Source organism: Sagittula sp. SSi028 (assembly GCF_048553715.1).
Taxonomy (GTDB): domain Bacteria; phylum Pseudomonadota; class Alphaproteobacteria; order Rhodobacterales; family Rhodobacteraceae; genus Sagittula.
This window is the reverse complement of sequence record NZ_JBLZNC010000004.1, coordinates 52,958-71,757: the sequence shown is the minus strand read 5'-3', so window position 1 is coordinate 71,757 and position 18,800 is coordinate 52,958. Positions and strand designations below refer to the sequence as shown.

The following is an 18,800-nucleotide window of genomic DNA, read 5'->3' as shown; positions in this document are numbered from 1 at the left end:
CCAATCGCCAGGAGAGACATCATGGCCACTGTTGCCGTAACCGACGCTACCTTCGACGCCGAAGTCAAAAACTCCTCCGTTCCGGTCGTCGTCGACTTCTGGGCGGAATGGTGCGGCCCCTGCAAGCAGATCGGCCCCGCGCTTGAAGAGCTGTCCGCAGAATACGGCGACGCCGTAAAGATCGCCAAGGTCGACGTGGACAGCAACCCCAACTCCGCCGCTGCTATGGGCGTGCGTGGCATCCCCGCGCTGTTCGTGTTCAAGGACGGCGCACCGGTTGCCAACCTTGCCGGTGCACGCCCTAAGGCAGCGCTGAAATCCTGGATCGACGAATCCATCTAAATCACGGTGTTTTACCGGACCAAGGGCCCCATCGCGGGGCCCTTTTTCGTGGGCGTATGGTCGGTGTGGCCGAGTGGATTAACCAGCCGTTAACCAAAAGCCCCGTGATACCCGCATTACGTGCACAATCCTGCCATTTTTTCGGCACACCCTATGAGGGTATTTCACCATCGCCGGATTGTTCCTATGCCCCGTTTTCTCACGTCATCTTTGCTGCTTTTGTTCGCTCTGACCGCCTGCGCGGTTGTGCCTGACACCACACTGCCCCCCAATCCCAGCGCCAATGCCCTGTGACAGGGTGACCGGCGGATGTCTCGGCGCTAAACTACCCTGAATTGATTGATTCAGGATATAATTATGGCCAGAGACATTGTTTTGCTGCTCGACGGCACGTCGAACGAAATTTCCGCCGACCGGACGAATATTTTACGTTTGTACGGCACGCTTCAGAAAACCCCTGACCAGATCGTCTGGTACGATCCCGGTGTCGGCACCTTCGGGTCCGAGGATTCGTGGTCCCAGATACCGCGCAAGGCGCAAGAGGTCTGGGGCATGGCCACGGGCTGGGGGCTCGACCGGAATGTCAAAGAAGCCTACCGCTTTCTCGTCGATACGGTGCAGGTGGATGAACACGGCGAACAGGACCGCATCTGGCTGTTCGGCTTTTCGCGCGGGGCTTACACGGCGCGGGTGCTGGCCGGATTTCTGCACAGTTTCGGCCTGATGCAGGCGCGCAACCTGAACCTGCTCGACTATACCTATCGCGCCTACAAACGGATTTCAGACACCGAAGACGCCGCCGATGTCGAGGAAATCCGCCTGTTTTGCCGCATCATAGACCCGATGCCGGTGTCGATCCGCTTTCTGGGCCTGTTCGACACGGTCGCCTCTGTCATCGAAAGCGGGCGGGTGCTGCCCCGCTTGCGCAGCCACGCCCATGTCCGGCTCAACCCGTCGGTGCAGGCGGTGCGCCACGCGGTGGCCCTGTCAGAACGGCGCACAATGTACCGCCCACAGCTTTGGCCCGCCGGACAGCAGCATAAGGACCATCCGCAGGACCTGCGTGAAGTCTGGTTTCGCGGGGCGCATGGCGATGTGGGAGGCGGCTACCCCGAGGCGGAATCCGCCCTCGCCAAGATCCCGCTGTACTGGATGATCCGCGAAAGCCGCCAGTTGGGGTTGGCCTATGATGATGACACCGTCGACCACATCGTACTGGGCAAGATCATCCCTGACGAGAAACGCTACACCCCGCCGGATGCCACGGCGAAGGAGCATAACTCCATGACCGTGGGGTGGCGCATGATGGAATATTTGCCGCGCCGCAAACCCGCAGGTTCACGGCGCGCAGGCTTTGGCGGCTATGTTATCCCTATGTCCGAACCCCGCGCCGTGCCGGAGGGGGCATTGATCCATGGCTCTGTCGAACAGGCCGGCCCCCTGCCCGCCCATGTCCCTGCCGACCATCAGATCGAACCGTGGGAGGCCCCGCAGGTCTAGCCACCCTTGCCCTGCGGCGGCTGCGTTGCCATATCTCCCCCAAGCAAAGGAGACGACATGAGCAACGAATTTCCCGGCTGGCATGGCACCACCATCATCGGCGTCCGCAAGGGCGGCAAAGTCGTGATCGCCGGAGACGGTCAGGTCTCTTTGGGGCAGACCGTCATCAAGGGCACCGCGCGCAAGGTGCGCCGCCTGTCACCGGGCGGGCATGACGTGATCGTGGGCTTTGCCGGATCGACCGCCGATGCCTTCACGCTTCTGGAGCGGCTGGAAACCAAGCTGGAGGCCACGCCGGGGCAACTGCAGCGCGCCAGTGTCGAGCTGGCCAAGGACTGGCGCACCGACAAATACCTGTCCAAGCTGGAGGCCATGCTGATCGTGACCGATGGCACCGAACTGCTGGTCATCACCGGCGCGGGCGATGTTCTGGAACCGGAACATGACGTGGCCGCCATCGGTTCGGGCGGCAACTTTGCGCTGGCCGCAGCGCGCGGCATGATGGACACGGACAAAGACGCCGAGACCGTCGCGCGCGAGGCAATGGCCATCGCCGCAGACATCTGTGTCTACACCAACGGTCGGCTGACGGTCGAAGCGATCTGATTTTTGGCCGGTGGCGGCGTCACACCCGCTGCCAATGGCCCCCGTCCAGCCGGTAGCTCCATGTCTCGCGTGCGTCAAAGACACCGTCGATTGCGCCCCAGCTTTGGACCCGCACCTGATCCCCCCACAGATCCAGCAGGTTGAACATGTTGGTCTCGCCGCGCACGCGGCTGGACAGGCAGGTGCCCGCCTGAACAAACAGCAGCTCTGGCCATGCCCGGAACGGCGCGATGATGGTGTTGTGCAGATGCCCTGACAGCACAATCTGCGCGCCACAGCCTGCCAGTGCCTGCAAGGCCTCGTCCGCGCCGCGCATCAGGCGTTTCTCGACCTCGGGGCCGTGTTGCAGCGGATGGTGCAGCATCACAAGCCGCGCGCGGGGATCATCGTCCAGAAAGGCGCGGCAGGCGCGCGTCACCCGCCGGTCCGACAGCCGCCCGCGCTGCCATGCAAAGCGGTTGACTGTGTTGATGCCGACCACAACCATGCCCTCGTCCTGATAGACCGGCTCCAGCTCTTCGTGGATGGCCTGACGGTAGCGTTGCCAAGGCTTCGTCAACCGCACCCACAGGTTATCCAGCGGCGTATCGTGATTGCCGGGAACGGCCAGCCACGGCACCTGCAGCCGGTCCAGAAAGGCGCGGGCACGGGCGAACTGCCGCCTGCGGGCGCGTTGTGTGAAATCACCTGAGATCGCCACAAGATCGGGCTGCAACTGGTGGATCGTGTCCAGCAGCGGCTCTTCAAGATCAGCACGATCCTTGCCGTAGTGCAGATCCGACAGATGCAGAACACGTTTCATGACGCTTCCTTTTCAGTGGCATCGGGGGCGTCGCCTGCGGGCACCAGAACGCGCAGAACCTGATCCGACATGGCAAAGCGCAAGGGCGCGCTGGTGCGCTTTTTCTCGCCGTCATAGGCCAGCAGAACGCGGTTGCGCCCTTCGATATCTATGTCGAGCGTATTGGCTGCGAACAGGTCATAGTCGACGCCTTCCTCAACAGTGCCAAGCGCCAGCTTGAACACGCGCCGGAACAGCTCCAGCCGGGTGCGGGCATTCACCAGCAGCACGGCAAATCCACCGTCGCGGACAACATCCGTCCCCTCCAGCCCGAAGCGGTCCAGTTGAAAGGCCGAGCGCGCCACAAACACCAATGCTGTGCGGTAGCGCCCACCGTCGCCATCCATCGTGATCCGCACCCGCATGGGTTTGCGAAACCGCAGGAAGGTTTTGACCACCGACCAATGGGCCATGATGCGGCGTCGGCCCCATTTCTGATAGATCGTCTCGCGCACTTTCAGGATCGACGGGTAGATGCCCACCGAGGCGTTGTTCAGAAACACCTGACCGTTCACCTGCGCAACCCGCAGATCGATGATGCGCCCGCGCGATAGCTGTTCTGCAGCCTCTTGCGGGTCCTCGGACAGGCCGAGCCCGCGCGCGAAATAGTTGAACGTGCCCAAGGGTAGAACGGCAAACCCCACATCACTGCCGAGAAAGGCATTGGCCACGGCCATGGCGGTGCCATCACCGCCTGCGGCGACCACCAGCGACGGGCGGCGCGCGCGGGTCTGGGCAATCGCCCGCATCAGCCCCTTGCCACCGCTGAACGATACGATCTCGCCGCCAAGGGCGCGGGCGGCGGCCTCGACTGCGGCCCGGTCGCGCGAATTGCGCCCGGACTTGCGGTTGGTGATGATCACCACAGGCCCCGTCTGTGTGACAGAGGCTGCGGCAGCGGGTAAGGTGCCGGTGTCAGGCATTCAGAGATCTCCAATCCTGTGGGTGAACACGTCGGGGCGCGGGCAGGTTCCGTCAAGATCCGCCGCAGGGCTTGGAATTTCCGCAGCATTGGTTATCTCAAAGCCAACCGTTGAAAAGGACACCCATGACTGACCTCACGCCCCGCGAAATCGTCTCGGAACTCGACCGTTTCATCATCGGCCAAGCCGAGGCCAAGCGTGCCACCGCCGTCGCCCTGCGCAATCGCTGGCGCCGCAAACAGTTGGGCGATGACCTGCGCGACGAGGTCTATCCCAAAAACATCCTGATGATCGGCCCCACCGGCGTCGGCAAAACCGAAATCAGCCGCCGTCTGGCAAAACTGGCCCGCGCGCCGTTCATCAAGGTCGAGGCCACCAAGTTCACCGAGGTGGGCTATGTCGGGCGCGACGTGGAACAGATCATCCGCGATCTGGTGGACACGGCCATTGTCGACACCCGCGAATGGATGCGCGAGGACGTGAAGGCCCGCGCCCATCAGGCAGCAGAGGACCGTGTTATTGAGGCCATCGCCGGATCGGATGCACGTGACCAGACGCGCGAGATGTTCCGCCGCAAGCTGAAGGCCGGCGAGCTGGACGATACGGTCATCGAACTGGATGTGGCCGAGACCGCCAATCCCTTTCCGATGATGGACATTCCCGGTCAGCCCGGCGGCGGCCAGATGGGGATGATGAATCTGGGCGATATCTTTGGCAAAGCCTTTGCCGGGCGCACCACGCGCAAATCGATGACGGTCGCGCAAAGCTATGACCTGCTGATCAACGAAGAGGCCGACAAGCTGCTGGATGACGAGACCGTCAAACAGGCGGCGTTGGACGCGGTTGAACAGAACGGGATCGTGTTTCTGGACGAGATCGACAAGGTGTGCGCCCGTCAGGATGCCCGGGGCGGTGACGTCTCACGCGAGGGGGTGCAGCGGGATCTGCTGCCCCTGATCGAGGGCACAACCGTGTCGACCAAACACGGAACGGTCAAGACCGACCACATCCTGTTCATCGCCAGCGGCGCGTTCCATATCGCCAAGCCGTCGGACCTGCTGCCGGAATTGCAGGGGCGTCTGCCGATCCGTGTAAACCTGCGCGCCCTGACCGAGGATGATTTTGTCCGCATCCTGACGGAAACCGACAATGCGCTGACCCGCCAGTATACGGCGCTGATGGCCACCGAGGAGGTCACCGTGACCTTTACCGAAGGGGGCATTCACGCACTGGCCCGCATCGCCGCAGAGGTTAACGGATCGGTCGAGAACATCGGCGCACGGCGGCTGTACACCGTGATGGAGCGGGTGTTCGAGGAGCTGAGCTTTCACGCGCCGGACAAGGGCGGCGAGGAAATCACCGTGGATGAAGCGTTCGTCGAGGCGCAGCTTGGCGATCTGACACGGTCCACCGATCTGTCGCGCTACGTGCTGTAACAGGTTTCCCCCGCCTTGCGGCGGGCGATCCGCGGGGGACGTGCCGTCCCCCGGCCCCCTTGCAGGTATTTGGCCAAGGAAAAGCAGGGGCGGGAGATAGATGGAACGAGAAAGGGCGACCCGTGGGCCGCCCTTTTGTTTTGGCTGGGGTTGGGGCCGATCAGGCCATCCACCAGCGTTCCGCCATACGGGCGTTGTCCATCTGCCAGAGGTTGCCGACCGTTTCGGGATTGGCGACCTTGTTGCTGACGGCCTGCACGTAGTTGGCGAACATCGGGATAATAACGCCGCCTTCGTCGCGCAGGATCATCTGCATTTCGGCGTATTGCTCGCGGCGCTTGGCGCTGTCGAGTTCCGCACGCGCGGTCAGCAGGAGCTCCTGGAAGCGGGCGCTGTCGCCCTCGTCCCACTGGCTGTCGTTCCACGGCACGCCGGCCTCGTAGGCGGTGGAGAACATCCAGTCCTCGGTCGCGCGGCCGGACCAGTAGCAGGCGCAGAAGTCCTTTTTCAGCCAGACGTTGGACCAGTAGCCGTCTGCGGGTTCCTGAACGACGTTGATGTTCACGCCGCCTGCCTTGGCAGAGGCCTGGAACAGCTGGGCTGCGTCCACCGCACCTTCGAAGGCTGCGTTGGAGGCCGAGAGGTCGAGATCGATGGAATCCAGACCCGCCTCTTTGAGGTAGAATTTCGCCTTGTCGGGATCGTAGGCGAGCTGTTCCATATCATCGGCAAAGTACTGGTTTGCGGGGCCGATGGGGCTGTCGTTGCCGACGCGGCCATGGCCCAGCAGGATCTTGTCGACCATTTCCTGACGATTGATGCCGTATTTCAGCGCCTTGCGCACGTTCACATCGTTGAACGGTGCGTTGTTGGTCAGCATCGGGAAAGTGTACTGCTGGTTGCCGGTCACTTCCTGAATGCGGACCATCGGGTTCGCTTTCAGCAGGGCTTCGGTTTTGAAGTCGATGCGGTTGATCGCATCCACCTGACCGGTCATCAGCGCGTTCATTCGCGCGGTGTTGTCGTTGATCGCGATGTATTCGATCTCGTCGAAGTGGCCCGCGCTGTCACCTTTGTAGTGGTCGGCGTAGCGGGTGGCGACCATGCGCACGCCCGGCTCAAACGACTGGACCTGATAGAGGCCCGTGCCGATGCCGTTGGCGATGGCTTCTTCGATCTGGCCTGCGGGGTAGATCAGGATGTGGTAATCGGACAGCAGGTAGGGGAAGTCCGCATTGCCACTGTTGAGCGTGAACTGCACCTGCAGGTCGCCGAGCTTTTTCATCTCGGTGATCGCTTCGACGATGGGCTTGGCGGCGGATTTCGCGCCTTCGGCCACGTGCATCTGCAGCGATTCGATCACATCATCCGCACCGAACGCCTTGCCGTTGTGGAAGGTCACGCCCGAGCGCAGGTTGAAGGTCCATGTCTTGGCGTCTGCCGAGGCTTCCCAGCTTTCGGCCAGCTCGCCGGTCAGCGTGCCGTCTGCCTTGACCTCTGTGAGGCTGTCAAAGACCGCGCCCTGTGCCGCAGCGATCATGAACAGGTCGGAGTGGGTCCGTGCGTCCCAGCTGTCCGAGGTGTTCGCCCCGCCAAGGCCCGCACGCAGGCGACCGCCCTTTTTGGCCTGCGCGCGCAGCGGCAGGCCGCTTGCGGCCAGAACACCGGCGGCGGCGCCGGTTGTCAAAAGTCCGCGTCTGCTAATCCGTGTCATTTGTCGTCTCCCTGATTGGTTTTTCCGCTTCTGCGGTTTTGTTTGTGGCCACAGCCTAGCGGCTGTCAGCGCATGTTATCAACTGCCGCATCGCCAATGTTGTCGACGCCACGTTCCTGCAGCAGATTCGTCAGCCAGTCGGGGTCCATTTCAGGCACCGATGACAGCAAAAGATCCGTATAGGGGTGATGCGGCGGCTGGAACATATCGAGCTTTGGCCCCTGTTCCACCACGGCACCGTTTTTCATCACAACCACCTCGTCGGCGATGGACCGCACGGTGGCCAGATCATGCGTGATGAACATATAGCTGAGGTTGAGATCGTCCTGCAGGCGGGCCAACAGGCGCAGGATTCCTTCGGCCACCAGTTGGTCCAACGCGCTGGTGACCTCGTCACAGATGATGAATTTCGGCTCGGCGGCCAATGCACGGGCAATGCCGATCCGCTGTTTTTGCCCGCCCGACAGCTCGGATGGCAGGCGGTCGGCGTATTGTTTGGCGGGCAGTTCGATCTGTTCCATCAGCTCGGCCACGCGGTCGCGTTTGGCCCGGCCCTTCAGACCGCCGTAGAATTCCACGGGGCGGCCAATGAGTTCGCCAATGGTTTTGCGCGGGTTCAGGGCGGTGTCCGCCATTTGATAGATCATCTGCACCTGACGCAGCTGGTCCTTGGTCCGCTGGCGGTAGTTGGCGGGCAAGGCCACGCCGTCCAGTTCCACCACGCCTTGGGACTGTGGCAACAGACCGGTGATCACACGCGCGGTGGTGGATTTGCCCGAGCCGGATTCGCCAACGACAGCCACGGTGCGCCCCGCATGAATGTCAAAGCTGACATCATGCAGAACCGGCACACGCCCGTAGGCGGCGGTGATATTCTGAACGCTGACAACCGGCGTGGCATCCACCGCCGGTGCGGGTTTCGCGGGGCGCATGAATTCACGCACGGCCCACAGGCTTTTGGTGTAGTCCTGCTTGGGATGGCTGAGCATCTCGCGGGTTTCGGCCTCTTCGACCTCATCGCCCTTCAGCAGCACTTTGATCCGGTCGGCCATCTGCGCCACAACGGCCAGATCATGGGTGATGTAGATGGCAGCGGTGTCGAATTCCTCGACGATGTTGCGGATCGCGGCCAGCACCTCGATCTGGGTGGTGACATCCAGCGCGGTAGTTGGCTCGTCAAAGATGATCAGATCGGGACGGCAGGACATGGCCATCGCGGTCATGGCACGCTGCAACTGGCCGCCGGACACCTGATGCGGATAGCGAAAGCCGATTTCGTCAGGGTTGGGCAGACGCAGCTTGCGGTACAGTTCGATCCCGTCCTCGGCGCTGTCGGATTTCGACGCCACGCCATGTTGAACGGGGGCCTCCGTGTGCTGGTCGATCAGCTTATGCGCCGGGTTGAACGAGGCCGCAGCAGATTGCGCCACATAGGCGATGCGCTTGCCCAGAAGCTGGCGTTTTTGTTCAGCCGAGGCGCTGAGCAGATCGATTCCGTCAAACTGGACAGACCCGCCAGAGATCCGCACACCATCGCGGGTAAAGCCCATCGCCGCCAGACCCAGCGTGGATTTGCCCGCACCGGATTCCCCGATCAGGCCCAGAACCTCGCCTTTTTTCAGGGTCAGATCGACGCCTTTGATGATCGGCATCCATGTCTCGTCAGACCGGCCTTCGATCTTGACGTCGCGCATTTCTACAAGGAAATCGGTCATTCTTTGAGCCCCGAGCTTCTGTGCAGCATCCAGTCCACGACAAAGTTCACCGCGACGGTCAGCAGGGCGATTGCGCCCGCCGCCAGCAGCGGCGCGGTGGCCACCTGCGGCGCAAAGACCGCGTAGTTGATAAAGCCGGACAGGTCTTTGACCATGGTGCCCCAGTCGGCCAGCGGCGGCTGGATACCAAGGCCAAGGAAAGACAGCGCCGAGATTGTCAGGAAGACAAAGCAGAATCGCAGCCCGAATTCCGCCAGCAGCGGTGCCGTCGCATTGGGCAGGATCTCGCGGAAGATGAGATAGCCCAGCCCCTCACCACGCAGCTTTGCCGCCTCGATGTAATCCATGACCACGATGTTCATGCCGACCGCGCGGCTTAGGCGGAACACGCGGGTCGAATCGATCACCGCGATGATCACGACCATGGCCGCCGTCAGACCCGCGCCCGACACCCAGGCCGAGGCCACGGTGATCAGCAGCAGCGAAAAGATCAGCGAAGGGATCGCCATCAGCACATCGACCGCACGGCTGAGCAACTGGTCCGTCCAGCCCTGCAAGGTCGCCGCAAGAAAGCCCAGCGTGCCCCCCAGCAAGAAGGCCAGAACCGTGGTGGCAAAGGCGATGCCAACGGTGTTTTGCGCGCCATAGATCAGGCGGGACAGGATATCGCGGCCGATCTGGTCGGTGCCCAGCGGAAAGTCGGGGTTGCCCCCCATCGCCGGATTGCCACCCGGAACGACGTTGGCCGCGGCAAAGACCTCTTCCTGACCATGCGGGGCGATGATGCCCGCGAATATCGCGGCGATGGCATAGAGCAAGATCACCAACAGCCCGAAGGCCGCCGTCAGGGGCATCTGGCGGAACGCCTTGCGCGTGCCTTCGGTGCCGACGTAGCGCCCGATCAGGCGGAACACAAAAGCGGCGACCGCCGAGACAGCGACGAAATGCACCGCCCAGCGCCAGAAGATGACAGAGGCGCGCGGTGCGCCTGCCTCGGACCCGTCGGGTTGGAAATACAGCCAGATCCCGCCCACAACCAAAGCCGCCGCCAGCGCAAAGCCAAAGGCCACGGCAAAGGACATGTCACGAAACCACGGGCGGTTGCCGGTTACTTTCTGCCCCGCGAAACGGAACAGCCAACCCAGCGCGGCCACTGCGGCCAACGCGATCACAAGTTGCAGCCAGATGCTCATTTGGGATGCCTCAGACGCGGGTTGCTCAGGATCGACAAGATGTCGGCGGCAAGGTTCAGCAGGATGTAGGCCCCTGCAAAGATCAGGCAGCAGGCCTGCACCACGGGGATGTCACGGTTTTTCACCGCGTCCACGAACAGCTGGCCGATGCCGGGATAGTTGAACACCACCTCGACCACGACCACACCGGTGATCAGATAGGCAAGGTTCAGCGCGATCACGTTGATGATCGGCGCCCAAGCGTTCGGCAGCGCATGTTTGACGATGATACGCAGCGGCTTGGTGCCTTTCAGACGGGCCATTTCGATATAGGGCGAGGCGAGCAGGTTGATGATCGCCGCCCGTGTCATCCGCATCATATGCGCGGTGACCACCAAGGTCAGGGTCAGCGCCGGCAGCAGCGTGGCCGTCAGCCGGTCGGCAAAGCCGATGCCCTGATAGATGTTGGAAATCGACGGCAGCACCGGATTGAGCACCGCAAGGAACAGCACAAGAATGTAGGCGAGGAAGAACTCGGGCGAGGAGATCGACGTCAGAGTGCCGACGTTCACCACCTTGTCGAACACCGAGTTGCGATAAAGCGCCGCCAGAATGCCCAACCCCACGGCAAAGGGCACCGCGATCAATGCGGCCACACCGGCAAGGAACATGGTGTTGTCAAACCGTGGCGCGATCTGCTGCACAACGGTTTTCAGCTCCGTCGCGCCCATGTTGCTTTGGAAATTCAACTGGGCATAGCTGACGCCCAGATCGCCGCGCAGCATATCGCCCAGCCAAATGAAATAGCGGGTGATAAAAGGCTGATCGAGCCCGAGATCGCGGCGGATGGATGCGATGGCCTCGGGCGTGGCGCCCTGACCAAGGATGGCCTCCGCGAAATCCCCCGGCAGCATGTTAACCGCTGTGAAGATGACAAAGGAGACGATGAAGAGCGTCAGCACACCCAGTGAGAGACGCTGCAAGACAATTCTAAGGACCGGATGCACGATAGCTCGGGTCTTCCCTGTTGTTCATTGTTTGCGCAACAGGTTAACGGGCTGAGGACAGATGTAAACCCTCTCGCCGAGCGATGTCATCCATGGCGCGCACCAGTTCGGCACTGATCCCGGGCTCTGACAAGGCGTGGCCAGCATTGCGTATCATACGCAAATCACTGTTCGGCCACGCCTGAGACAGCTCCCACGCGCGCTGAGGCGGGCAGATCATGTCGTAACGTCCCTGAACAATGACGCCGGGAATTTTGCTCAATTTATCAGCGTTATTGAGGATCCAACCGTCCTCGGACAGGAAACCGCGATTGGTAAAGTAGTGATTTTCCAATCTGGCAAAGGCACGGGCGTATTCGCCGGGGGCCTCGCCACCGTGGCCGTTGGAATAGACCGACGCCAAGGCGTTTTCCCACGCCGACCATGCTTGGGCAAAGCGGGTCTGCACCCGCAGATCGGGTCCGAACAAACGTTTGTGATATGCCGCAATCAGGTCGTTTCGTTCGTCCTCGGGCACCAAAGCGGTGAATCGCGCCCAGGGTTCGGGCCAGAATTGCCCCGCGCCGCCCCCGTAAAACCAGTCCAGTTCGGTCTGCGTCATCAGGAACACCCCCCGCAACACCAGATGGCTGACCCGTTCGGGGTGCGAGATGGCATAGATCAGCGACAGGGTTGCCCCCCAGCTGCCCCCGAAGACCACGGCCTTTTCGATGCCCAAGGTCTCGCGGATCAGCTCGATATCGGCGACAAGATCCCACGTCGTGTTGTGTTCCACGCTGGCATGGGGCCGCGACCGGCCACAACCGCGCTGATCAAACAGGATCACACGGAAGGCTTTCGGGTCGAAATAGCGCCGCATCGCCGGGCTGCAGCCGCCCCCCGGCCCGCCATGCAGGACGATCACCGGCCAGCCATCGGGATTGCCGCATTGTTCGACATAGACCTGATGTCCGTCGCCAACGTCCAACATCCTCTGGTCGAAGGGGTCGATCGGAGGGTAAAGGTACTGAACTGCGCGCATTTGACCGGGGATTTTATCCATGTCCTACCTATATTGCGTTGCAGCGACCTAAGACCATGGGGAAGGCAATGACAACCACCGTCGACGCAAACGAAATCGCCAAGTTCGAGGCCATGGCCGCAGAATGGTGGGACCCCCACGGCAAATTCAAGCCGCTGCACATGATGAATCCCGTGCGGCTGGATTACATCACAACACAAATCGCAGGGGAGTTTGACCGCGACCTGTCCGCCCAGAGCCCCTTTGACGGGCTGCGGATATTGGACATCGGCTGCGGTGGCGGGCTTTTGTGTGAACCTATGGCGCGGCTGGGGGCCGAGATTGTCGGCGTCGACGCCGCCGAGCGCAACATCCCCGTGGCCGAAGCGCATGCGCGGCAATCGGATCTGGAAATCGACTACCGTCACACCACCGCCGAAGCCATGGCCGCCGCAGGCGAGCAATTCGACGTGGTGCTGAACATGGAGGTGGTCGAACATGTGGCCGATCCGCTGGCCTATCTGACCGCTTGCCGCCAGCTTCTTAAGCTCGGCGGGCTGCACCTGTGCTCGACCATCAACCGCAACCCCAAAAGCTTTGCTGTGGCCATTCTGGGGGCGGAATATGTCATGCGCTGGCTGCCGAAGGGCACGCATGAATGGTCAAAATTCATCACCCCCGACGAGCTGTACGATCTGATGACGCGCGCCGGTCTGCGGCCCGTGGACCGCAAAGGGTATGTGTTCAATCCGGTGTCATGGAAATGGTCAATCTCTGACCGGGATTTGTCCGTGAACTATGTGACTGCGGCGCTGAAAGATGGCTGAACAGCTGATCCCCGAAGGGCACAACCTGTTTGTGATCGACATTCGCTACACCGCCGGTCCCGACAGGATCGAGCCGCTGCGCGAATCCCATATGGCATTCATTGCGGAATGTCTGGCGGAGGGGTTCATTCTGGTGTCCGGTCCCAAAGTGCCCCGCACAGGCGGGATGATCATTGCGGTCGCACCGGACCGCGCCGCCGTCACGGAGCGTATGGCGCAAGACCCCTTTGTCCGCGAAGGAGTTATCGCGTTGGAGGTGACCGAGTTCACCCCCGGTACGCAGCATCCCGTGCTGGCTGGTCTGTCACAGTAAGAGGGGGCGCTGCCCCCGTCCCCTGACGGGGACTCCCCCGAGGTATTTTGCCCAAGAAAAAGCCGGGGGTCAGGGCGTCTCCAGCCGGCCACGCAATTCGCGCAGGACAGGGATGGCGGCGCGGAGCTTCTCCTCTCCGAGATCTGCCATGACCGCATCGATCATCGGTGTGATCGCGGCGAGGGCTGCGTCGCGCGCGGTGCGCCCTGCCGGAGAGATCGACACCATTTTGCGTCTTGCATCGTCCCAGTCGGGCCGGATGTGGACGTAGCCCGCGATTTCGAGTTTCGATAGCGTGTTGGTCATGGCCCCCCGTGTGACGTGGAAGCTTCGGGCCAGTTGGGCGGGGCTTTTTTCGCCGCCACGCGCCAGTTGGTTCAGGACGGAGAAATGCGAGATCTCCATCTTGTTGGGCAGTTCCTTGGTCAGGCGGGCGCGCAGAAGCTGATCGGCGACCAGCAGTTCCGAGAACAGCGAGATGGCGAGGGCGCTGCTGTCGCTCATGCCGTGGGTCCCGTGAAGCGGCGGTCGTGGGTCAGGGCGGGGACCTTGTGGCGTGCTTTGGCGACCTCATTCAGGTCAATATCGAGCGTGTAGACGCCGGGGTCTGTGCCTGCGTCCAAAAGCACCTCGCCCCATGGGGAAATGACCAGCGAATGGCCGTGGGTTTGGCGTGGACGGCCAGAGCGGGCGCTGTGGGTGCCGCATTGCGCCGGTGCCAGCACAAAGCAGCCGGTTTCGATGGCACGGGCTTGGAGCAGCGGCTGCCAATGTGCGGGGCCTGTACCGATAGAGAAGGCGGCAGGCACGGTCAGGATTTGTGCACCTGCCTGGGCGAGCGCGCGATGCAGATAGGCAAAACGCAGGTCGTAGCAAATGGTGAGCCCCAAAACCGCCCCGGCTGCACGCGCTATGACCGCGTGGTCGCCCGATGCGAACCCCTCGGATTCGCGGAAGGTTTCGGTCTGGGTCACCTGCACGTCAAACATATGCAGCTTGTCATAGCGGGCGGTGATTTGTCCGTCGGGCGCGATCAGAAGCGAGCGGTTGGCAAAGCGGGTTTCCGGCGGCGCGGATTTCAGCGCAAGCGAGCCGAGCAAGACCCAGATGTCGAGATCACGCGCAAGTGCTGCTGTCCCGGCCAGCGTGGGATCGGTGGCTTCGGGATGGAGGACCGCCTGCTGATGCGCGCGGTCCATGGACACGCAATTGGTGACCTCGGGGGTGAGCGCCAGTTCGGCGCCTTCGGATTTGGCCTGCTGCAACATCTGCCGCAGCGTGTCGAGGTTGTCCTCTGGCACGTCGGACGACGTCATTTGCAGCAGGGAAATGCGCATGGGTCAGGCCTGCAGCATCGGGTCGAGTTTGCCTGCACGCTCCAGGTCGTACAGATCGTCACAGCCGCCCACATGGGTGTCCCCGATGAAGATCTGCGGCACCGTATGGCGGCCTGCGGCGCGGTCCATCATCTCTGCTTTGCGGTCGGGCTGTTGCAGCACGTCGATTTCGTTAAAATCCACGCCCTTTGAATTCAGCAAGCGTTTGGCAGCATGGCAAAAGCCACATAGCGGCGAGGTGTAGATGTCGATCTGCGGCATGTTTGGTCCCTTTCGGCGTTTGTGGCCAGTTAAGGGTAGTTAGGCATCCTGTGCAACGCGTGCCAGCACTGAAGTGCAAACCGACCTTGCGCCCGCTGCAAGACAGGCTTCGGCGCAGGCAGTCAGGGTGGCCCCGGTGGTCATGACGTCATCAACGATCAAAACCGGACGGTCCTGCAGCAGATCGGCGCGCAGGCTGGACACCGATATCCGGCCTGCGAGGGTTTCAAAACGCTCTGCCCGGCTTTTGCCATCCAGCGACGGGGTCGCGCGGTGACGGTGCAGCGCATCAGGGCACCAGTCGCAGCCCAGCTGCTTTGCCAGACAGCGGGCCAGAAGGGCGGATTGGTTGTAGCGGCGCGCCAGATGGCGGTGCAGGTGCAGTGGCACCGGAATGACCAGCGTGTCGGGCGTCACGATGGACCGTGTCACCCGCGCCATCCACTGCGCGGCTGGCTGGGCGATGTCTTCGCGGTCGCCATGCTTCAGCGACAGCACCAGCCGCCGCCCCACACCGGAATAGACCAGAGCCGCCCGCCCCTGCTGCCATGGTCGCGGGGTTGCGAGACAGTCGTCACATAGCTCGGACTCGCCCGATTGGCCGGGCAGCGGAGTGCCGCACAGATCGCAGCCAAGCCCGGAAATGAACCGCGTGTCCTTCCAGCAGTCGCTGCACAGGCCGAAATCGGTTTCCACAAGGCCGCCGCAGTTCAGACAACGTGGCGGGAACACCATATGCACGAGGGTTTGCATCTGCGTGGCCCAGAACCTATCTGAACGCATATGGAAACACCTCCTCGATTGACCGATCCCCGCGCCCTGACACGCAACCGCAACCGCGCGCGGCCTGACGCCTTGTTCCTGCACGAGATCGCGGTGGGCGAAGCCGAGGATCGGCTTTCAATGGTTAACAAAACGTTTACGGACGTGGCGGTTGTAACGCCTTTCCCCCGGATCTGGCAGAGCGCCTTTGCCGATGCCACTGTGGTCGCCGATACGCCGGTTCTGCAGCTGACACCGGGGGCGCATGATCTGGTGATCCATGCGCTTGCCCTGCATTGGGCGGATGATCCCGTTGGCCAGCTGATCCAATTGCGGCACGCGTTGAAGCCTGACGGGATGGCGCTGGTTCTGACGCTGGGCGGGCAGACCCTGCATGAGCTGCGTGCCTCTTTGGCGCAGGCCGAAACAGAGATCACCGGCGGCTTGTCCCCCCGCGTGTTGCCCATGGCCGACATCCGCGATCTGGGGGGATTGATGCAACGGGCAGGGCTGGCCTTGCCTGTGGCAGACAGCGCGCCGCTGAACACCACCTATGCCACGCCGCTGCACCTGATGCGGGAATTGCGCGCCATGGGTGAGGGCAATGCACTGGCCGCACGGCTGCGCCGCCCCACGCGGCGCGCCGTGATGATGCGGGCCGCGCAGATCTACGCGGAAACCTTTGGCACCGATGACCGGCGTGTCGCCGCGACCTTCGAGATGATAACATTGGCGGGCTGGGCGCCGGATGCCAGCCAGCCGCAACCCCTGCGCCCCGGCTCTGCGACCCATCGTCTGGCTCAGGCGCTTGGGACAGATGAAACCAGTTTGAAGGATTGACCGTATACGCGGGAACGATACTTAGGCAGCAACAGATAAAAAGAACGGGACGCACCATGCTCGACTCCAGACCCGAGGGCAGCCGCCCGGCTCATGCCCCTGCAGACCACCCCAAAGTCAAACCGGCCAAGGTTGGTATCCTTCTGGCCAATCTGGGCACGCCGGATGGCACCGATTACTGGTCGATGCGCCGCTACCTGAACGAATTCCTGTCCGACCAGCGGGTGATCGACTACCCGAAATGGAAATGGCAGCCGCTGCTGCAGCTGATCATTCTGACCAAGCGGCCGTTTACGTCCGGGGCCGCGTATAAATCGATCTGGAACGAGGCGGCGAATGAATCCCCGCTGATGACCATCACCCGCGCGCAGACCGAAAAGATAGCCGAACAGCTGCACGCCACCTACGGCGATCAGGTCGAGGTCGATTTCTGCATGCGCTACGGCAACCCGTCGACCCAGTCAAAGGTGCAAGAGCTGGTCGACAAAGGCTGCCACAAGATCCTGTTCTTCCCGCTGTATCCGCAATACGCGGGCGCCACATCGGCCACCGCGAACGACCAGTTCTTTCGCGCGTTGATGGAGCAGAAATGGCAGCCGACCGCCCGTGTGGTCGATCCCTATTTCGAACACCCCGAATATATCGAGGCGCTCGCCCAAAGCATCGAACGCGCCTACGCTCAGGCCGAGGTGAAACCGGAGCTTCTGATCTGTTCCTACCACGGCGTGCCAAAACGCTACTTGATGGAAGGTGACCCCTACCATTGCCAGTGCCAGAAGACGACGCGCCTGCTGAAGGAACGGCTGGGCTGGGACGACACGCAGATTGCCACCACCTTCCAAAGCCAGTTCGGCCCCGAAGACTGGCTACGCCCCTACACCGTCGAGGAAGTCGCCCGTCTGGCCAAGGAAGAGGGCAAAACAAACATCGCCGTTTGCGCTCCGGCCTTTAGCGCGGATTGCATCGAAACGCTGGAAGAGATCAACGAGGAGATCAAGGAAAGCTTCGAGCACGCCGGCGGCGAGCATTTCCTGTATATCCCCTGCCTGAATGACGATGACGCGCATGTGAAGGCGCTGTGCACCGTGATTGGTGAAAATCTGGGCGGCTGGGTCAGCTGACCCTTGGTGGCGGCCTTCGGGCCGCGCCGCACCTGACAGGCAGACAACAAAAAAGGCGGAACCGTCGCCCCGCCTTCTTTAATATCAAGCCCCGCTCTCAGGCGGGTGCATCTGACAATTAGTCAGCTGCAGCAGCCGCAACGATTGCGATCAGCATCAGCGGGATCAGCAGAGCTGCGGAAGAAGAAGACGCCTGGGTCTCTTCAACAACAACAACGGGCTCCACTTCCATGACAACGTCGTCCTTGGCGTAGGAACCGGCCATTGCGGAAGTTGCAGCTGCAGCGAAAGTAGCGGCGAGTGCGATTTTTTTCATTTCTATTCTCCAGATATTTGCCTGCGTTAGACGCAATGCGACCTATAGCAGGCACCCAAGACTTACCTCGTGAGTCGTTCTAAGCAGTATTTCAGGGCCTTTGCAATTGCTACTTGACCTGTAAAATCTGCCCGTCGCCTCTTTGTGGTCAAATAAGCAACACCTGCGCGCCAACTTGAACCATCTCGTACAGTTCTTCGACGTGCTCGTTGTACAGGCCGATGCAGCCGTTGGACGAACGACGGCCGATCTTGCGCGTGTCATGCGTGCCGTGAATCCGGTAATACTGCCAGCTCAGGTGCATGGAGCGCGTGCCCAGCGGGTTGTCGGGACCCGGACCTACGTAATCCGGCCACTCGGGGTTGCGCTTTTTCATCGACGGGGTCGGGCGCCAATCCGGCGAGGGGTCTTTCAGCGTGACCGAGGTGCGACCGCGACGGGTCAGGTCTTCGGTCAGGGGCACCGAACAGGGGTACAGGTGGTAGGTGCCGGTTTCCTGCCAGTAATGCAGGGCGCGCGATGAAAGATCCACAAGGATCGCGCCGCCCGACAGATTCGAGAAATACGGCTGCCAATCCAGCGTGCGGAAGCTGGAAATATTGCGCCGCACCGCGCTGTTGAGCTCGCGCTCGATCTCTGTGGTGCCTGCACCGTTCACATCCTGCGCCAACGCGGGGCTGGCCAATGCCGCAGCACTGCCTGCCAGAAAAGCGCGACGCCCCAGCTTGTTAGTTGACCGATCAGCCATGGTCCAATCCTCTCAGACG

General features: G+C 61.9%; 21 protein-coding genes. 8 read left to right on the top strand and 13 right to left on the bottom strand.

From position 1 onward, the window contains the following. Window positions 1-21: 21 nt before the first annotated feature. The 3 genes from trxA (at window position 22) to hslV (ending at window position 2,448) form a co-directional block, all read left to right on the top strand. Window positions 22-342, top strand: coding sequence for a thioredoxin (gene trxA, locus ACN5AZ_RS08960; protein WP_419428533.1), 321 nt, complete (start codon window positions 22-24; stop codon window positions 340-342). A gap of 357 nt (window positions 343-699) precedes the next feature. Then, window positions 700-1,842, top strand: coding sequence for a DUF2235 domain-containing protein (locus ACN5AZ_RS08955; protein WP_419428532.1), 1,143 nt, complete (start codon window positions 700-702; stop codon window positions 1,840-1,842). Between the two features lie 57 nt (window positions 1,843-1,899). Beyond that, window positions 1,900-2,448, top strand: a complete 549-nt coding sequence (hslV, locus tag ACN5AZ_RS08950) for an ATP-dependent protease subunit HslV (RefSeq protein ID WP_419428531.1) — start codon at window positions 1,900-1,902, stop codon at window positions 2,446-2,448. A 19-nt stretch (window positions 2,449-2,467) separates the two neighbouring features. Here hslV and ACN5AZ_RS08945 read toward each other — a convergent pair whose 3' ends face one another. Continuing rightward, window positions 2,468-3,250 carry a metallophosphoesterase family protein gene (locus ACN5AZ_RS08945; protein ID WP_419428530.1) on the bottom strand — a complete coding sequence of 261 codons (783 nt, stop codon included), beginning with the start codon at window positions 3,248-3,250 and terminating at the stop codon, window positions 2,468-2,470. Then, a complete protein-coding gene (locus tag ACN5AZ_RS08940) occupies window positions 3,247-4,212 on the bottom strand; it encodes a diacylglycerol/lipid kinase family protein (protein ID WP_419428529.1) in 966 nt (321 codons plus the stop codon). Before ACN5AZ_RS08940 ends, ACN5AZ_RS08945 begins: the two co-directional genes overlap by 4 nt. Before the next feature lie 125 nt (window positions 4,213-4,337). Between ACN5AZ_RS08940 and hslU the strand changes: the two genes are divergently transcribed. Next, window positions 4,338-5,648 (top strand): ATP-dependent protease ATPase subunit HslU, encoded by a 1,311-nt coding sequence (hslU, locus tag ACN5AZ_RS08935; protein WP_419428528.1) that lies wholly within the window; start codon window positions 4,338-4,340, stop codon window positions 5,646-5,648. Window positions 5,649-5,808: 160 nt separating this feature from the next. Here hslU and ACN5AZ_RS08930 read toward each other — a convergent pair whose 3' ends face one another. The 5 genes from ACN5AZ_RS08930 to pip form a co-directional block, all read right to left on the bottom strand. Next, window positions 5,809-7,362: an ABC transporter substrate-binding protein gene (locus ACN5AZ_RS08930; RefSeq protein WP_419428527.1), complete on the bottom strand. Its 1,554-nt coding sequence runs from the start codon at window positions 7,360-7,362 to the stop codon at window positions 5,809-5,811. A 65-nt stretch (window positions 7,363-7,427) separates the two neighbouring features. Beyond that, window positions 7,428-9,077, bottom strand: a complete 1,650-nt coding sequence (locus ACN5AZ_RS08925; RefSeq protein WP_419428526.1) for an ABC transporter ATP-binding protein — start codon at window positions 9,075-9,077, stop codon at window positions 7,428-7,430. Then, window positions 9,074-10,270 (bottom strand): ABC transporter permease, encoded by a 1,197-nt coding sequence (locus ACN5AZ_RS08920; protein WP_419428525.1) that lies wholly within the window; start codon window positions 10,268-10,270, stop codon window positions 9,074-9,076. Before ACN5AZ_RS08920 ends, ACN5AZ_RS08925 begins: the two co-directional genes overlap by 4 nt. Next, window positions 10,267-11,256: an ABC transporter permease gene (locus tag ACN5AZ_RS08915; protein ID WP_419428524.1), complete on the bottom strand. Its 990-nt coding sequence runs from the start codon at window positions 11,254-11,256 to the stop codon at window positions 10,267-10,269. The genes ACN5AZ_RS08920 and ACN5AZ_RS08915 overlap by 4 nt, the downstream gene beginning before the upstream one ends. 43 nt (window positions 11,257-11,299) lie before the next feature. Beyond that, window positions 11,300-12,298, bottom strand: a complete 999-nt coding sequence (gene pip / locus ACN5AZ_RS08910) for a prolyl aminopeptidase (RefSeq protein ID WP_419428523.1) — start codon at window positions 12,296-12,298, stop codon at window positions 11,300-11,302. Window positions 12,299-12,333: 35 nt separating this feature from the next. Between pip and ubiG the strand changes: the two genes are divergently transcribed. Both ubiG and ACN5AZ_RS08900 read left to right on the top strand, forming a co-directional pair. Then, window positions 12,334-13,083 (top strand): bifunctional 2-polyprenyl-6-hydroxyphenol methylase/3-demethylubiquinol 3-O-methyltransferase UbiG, encoded by a 750-nt coding sequence (gene ubiG, locus ACN5AZ_RS08905; RefSeq protein WP_419428522.1) that lies wholly within the window; start codon window positions 12,334-12,336, stop codon window positions 13,081-13,083. Further along, window positions 13,076-13,396 carry a YciI family protein gene (locus ACN5AZ_RS08900; protein ID WP_419428521.1) on the top strand — a complete coding sequence of 107 codons (321 nt, stop codon included), beginning with the start codon at window positions 13,076-13,078 and terminating at the stop codon, window positions 13,394-13,396. Before ubiG ends, ACN5AZ_RS08900 begins: the two co-directional genes overlap by 8 nt. 69 nt (window positions 13,397-13,465) lie before the next feature. Here the strand turns inward: ACN5AZ_RS08900 and ACN5AZ_RS08895 are convergent, their stop codons facing one another. The 4 genes from ACN5AZ_RS08895 to ACN5AZ_RS08880 are packed head-to-tail and all read right to left on the bottom strand — an operon-like array spanning window position 13,466 to window position 15,777. Beyond that, window positions 13,466-13,900 carry a MarR family winged helix-turn-helix transcriptional regulator gene (locus ACN5AZ_RS08895; protein ID WP_419428520.1) on the bottom strand — a complete coding sequence of 145 codons (435 nt, stop codon included), beginning with the start codon at window positions 13,898-13,900 and terminating at the stop codon, window positions 13,466-13,468. Then, window positions 13,897-14,733, bottom strand: coding sequence for a carbon-nitrogen hydrolase family protein (locus tag ACN5AZ_RS08890; RefSeq protein ID WP_419428519.1), 837 nt, complete (start codon window positions 14,731-14,733; stop codon window positions 13,897-13,899). The genes ACN5AZ_RS08895 and ACN5AZ_RS08890 overlap by 4 nt, the downstream gene beginning before the upstream one ends. Before the next feature lie 3 nt (window positions 14,734-14,736). Next, window positions 14,737-14,994: a glutaredoxin 3 gene (gene grxC, locus ACN5AZ_RS08885; protein WP_419428518.1), complete on the bottom strand. Its 258-nt coding sequence runs from the start codon at window positions 14,992-14,994 to the stop codon at window positions 14,737-14,739. Between the two features lie 39 nt (window positions 14,995-15,033). After that, window positions 15,034-15,777, bottom strand: a complete 744-nt coding sequence (locus ACN5AZ_RS08880; RefSeq protein ID WP_419428517.1) for a ComF family protein — start codon at window positions 15,775-15,777, stop codon at window positions 15,034-15,036. Between ACN5AZ_RS08880 and ACN5AZ_RS08875 the strand changes: the two genes are divergently transcribed. Then, complete coding sequence (locus ACN5AZ_RS08875; protein ID WP_419428516.1) at window positions 15,778-16,596, top strand: SAM-dependent methyltransferase; 819 nt, start codon at window positions 15,778-15,780, stop codon at window positions 16,594-16,596. 56 nt (window positions 16,597-16,652) lie between these two features. Next, window positions 16,653-17,717: a ferrochelatase gene (gene hemH / locus ACN5AZ_RS08870; protein ID WP_419428515.1), complete on the top strand. Its 1,065-nt coding sequence runs from the start codon at window positions 16,653-16,655 to the stop codon at window positions 17,715-17,717. Window positions 17,718-17,835: 118 nt separating this feature from the next. On the opposite strand, the gene ACN5AZ_RS08865 is transcribed toward hemH, so the two are convergent. Together ACN5AZ_RS08865 and ACN5AZ_RS08860 are read right to left on the bottom strand one after the other, a co-directional pair. Continuing rightward, window positions 17,836-18,033, bottom strand: coding sequence for a hypothetical protein (locus tag ACN5AZ_RS08865; protein ID WP_419428514.1), 198 nt, complete (start codon window positions 18,031-18,033; stop codon window positions 17,836-17,838). A gap of 148 nt (window positions 18,034-18,181) precedes the next feature. After that, window positions 18,182-18,781: a L,D-transpeptidase gene (locus ACN5AZ_RS08860; RefSeq protein WP_419428513.1), complete on the bottom strand. Its 600-nt coding sequence runs from the start codon at window positions 18,779-18,781 to the stop codon at window positions 18,182-18,184. Window positions 18,782-18,800: the final 19 nt, after the last annotated feature.

Coding starts and splice junctions, on each gene's coding strand:
- trxA (WP_419428533.1), top strand. CDS start 22: ATGGCCACTGTTGCCGTAACCGACGCTACCTTCGACGCCGAAGTCAAA.
- ACN5AZ_RS08955 (WP_419428532.1), top strand. CDS start 700: ATGGCCAGAGACATTGTTTTGCTGCTCGACGGCACGTCGAACGAAATT.
- hslV (WP_419428531.1), top strand. CDS start 1,900: ATGAGCAACGAATTTCCCGGCTGGCATGGCACCACCATCATCGGCGTC.
- ACN5AZ_RS08945 (WP_419428530.1), bottom strand. CDS start 3,250: ATGAAACGTGTTCTGCATCTGTCGGATCTGCACTACGGCAAGGATCGT.
- ACN5AZ_RS08940 (WP_419428529.1), bottom strand. CDS start 4,212: ATGCCTGACACCGGCACCTTACCCGCTGCCGCAGCCTCTGTCACACAG.
- hslU (WP_419428528.1), top strand. CDS start 4,338: ATGACTGACCTCACGCCCCGCGAAATCGTCTCGGAACTCGACCGTTTC.
- ACN5AZ_RS08930 (WP_419428527.1), bottom strand. CDS start 7,362: ATGACACGGATTAGCAGACGCGGACTTTTGACAACCGGCGCCGCCGCC.
- ACN5AZ_RS08925 (WP_419428526.1), bottom strand. CDS start 9,077: ATGACCGATTTCCTTGTAGAAATGCGCGACGTCAAGATCGAAGGCCGG.
- ACN5AZ_RS08920 (WP_419428525.1), bottom strand. CDS start 10,270: ATGAGCATCTGGCTGCAACTTGTGATCGCGTTGGCCGCAGTGGCCGCG.
- pip (WP_419428523.1), bottom strand. CDS start 12,298: ATGGATAAAATCCCCGGTCAAATGCGCGCAGTTCAGTACCTTTACCCT.
- ubiG (WP_419428522.1), top strand. CDS start 12,334: ATGGGGAAGGCAATGACAACCACCGTCGACGCAAACGAAATCGCCAAG.
- ACN5AZ_RS08900 (WP_419428521.1), top strand. CDS start 13,076: ATGGCTGAACAGCTGATCCCCGAAGGGCACAACCTGTTTGTGATCGAC.
- ACN5AZ_RS08895 (WP_419428520.1), bottom strand. CDS start 13,900: ATGAGCGACAGCAGCGCCCTCGCCATCTCGCTGTTCTCGGAACTGCTG.
- ACN5AZ_RS08890 (WP_419428519.1), bottom strand. CDS start 14,733: ATGCGCATTTCCCTGCTGCAAATGACGTCGTCCGACGTGCCAGAGGAC.
- grxC (WP_419428518.1), bottom strand. CDS start 14,994: ATGCCGCAGATCGACATCTACACCTCGCCGCTATGTGGCTTTTGCCAT.
- ACN5AZ_RS08880 (WP_419428517.1), bottom strand. CDS start 15,777: ATGCGTTCAGATAGGTTCTGGGCCACGCAGATGCAAACCCTCGTGCAT.
- ACN5AZ_RS08875 (WP_419428516.1), top strand. CDS start 15,778: ATGGAAACACCTCCTCGATTGACCGATCCCCGCGCCCTGACACGCAAC.
- hemH (WP_419428515.1), top strand. CDS start 16,653: ATGCTCGACTCCAGACCCGAGGGCAGCCGCCCGGCTCATGCCCCTGCA.
- ACN5AZ_RS08865 (WP_419428514.1), bottom strand. CDS start 18,033: ATGAAAAAAATCGCACTCGCCGCTACTTTCGCTGCAGCTGCAACTTCC.
- ACN5AZ_RS08860 (WP_419428513.1), bottom strand. CDS start 18,781: ATGGCTGATCGGTCAACTAACAAGCTGGGGCGTCGCGCTTTTCTGGCA.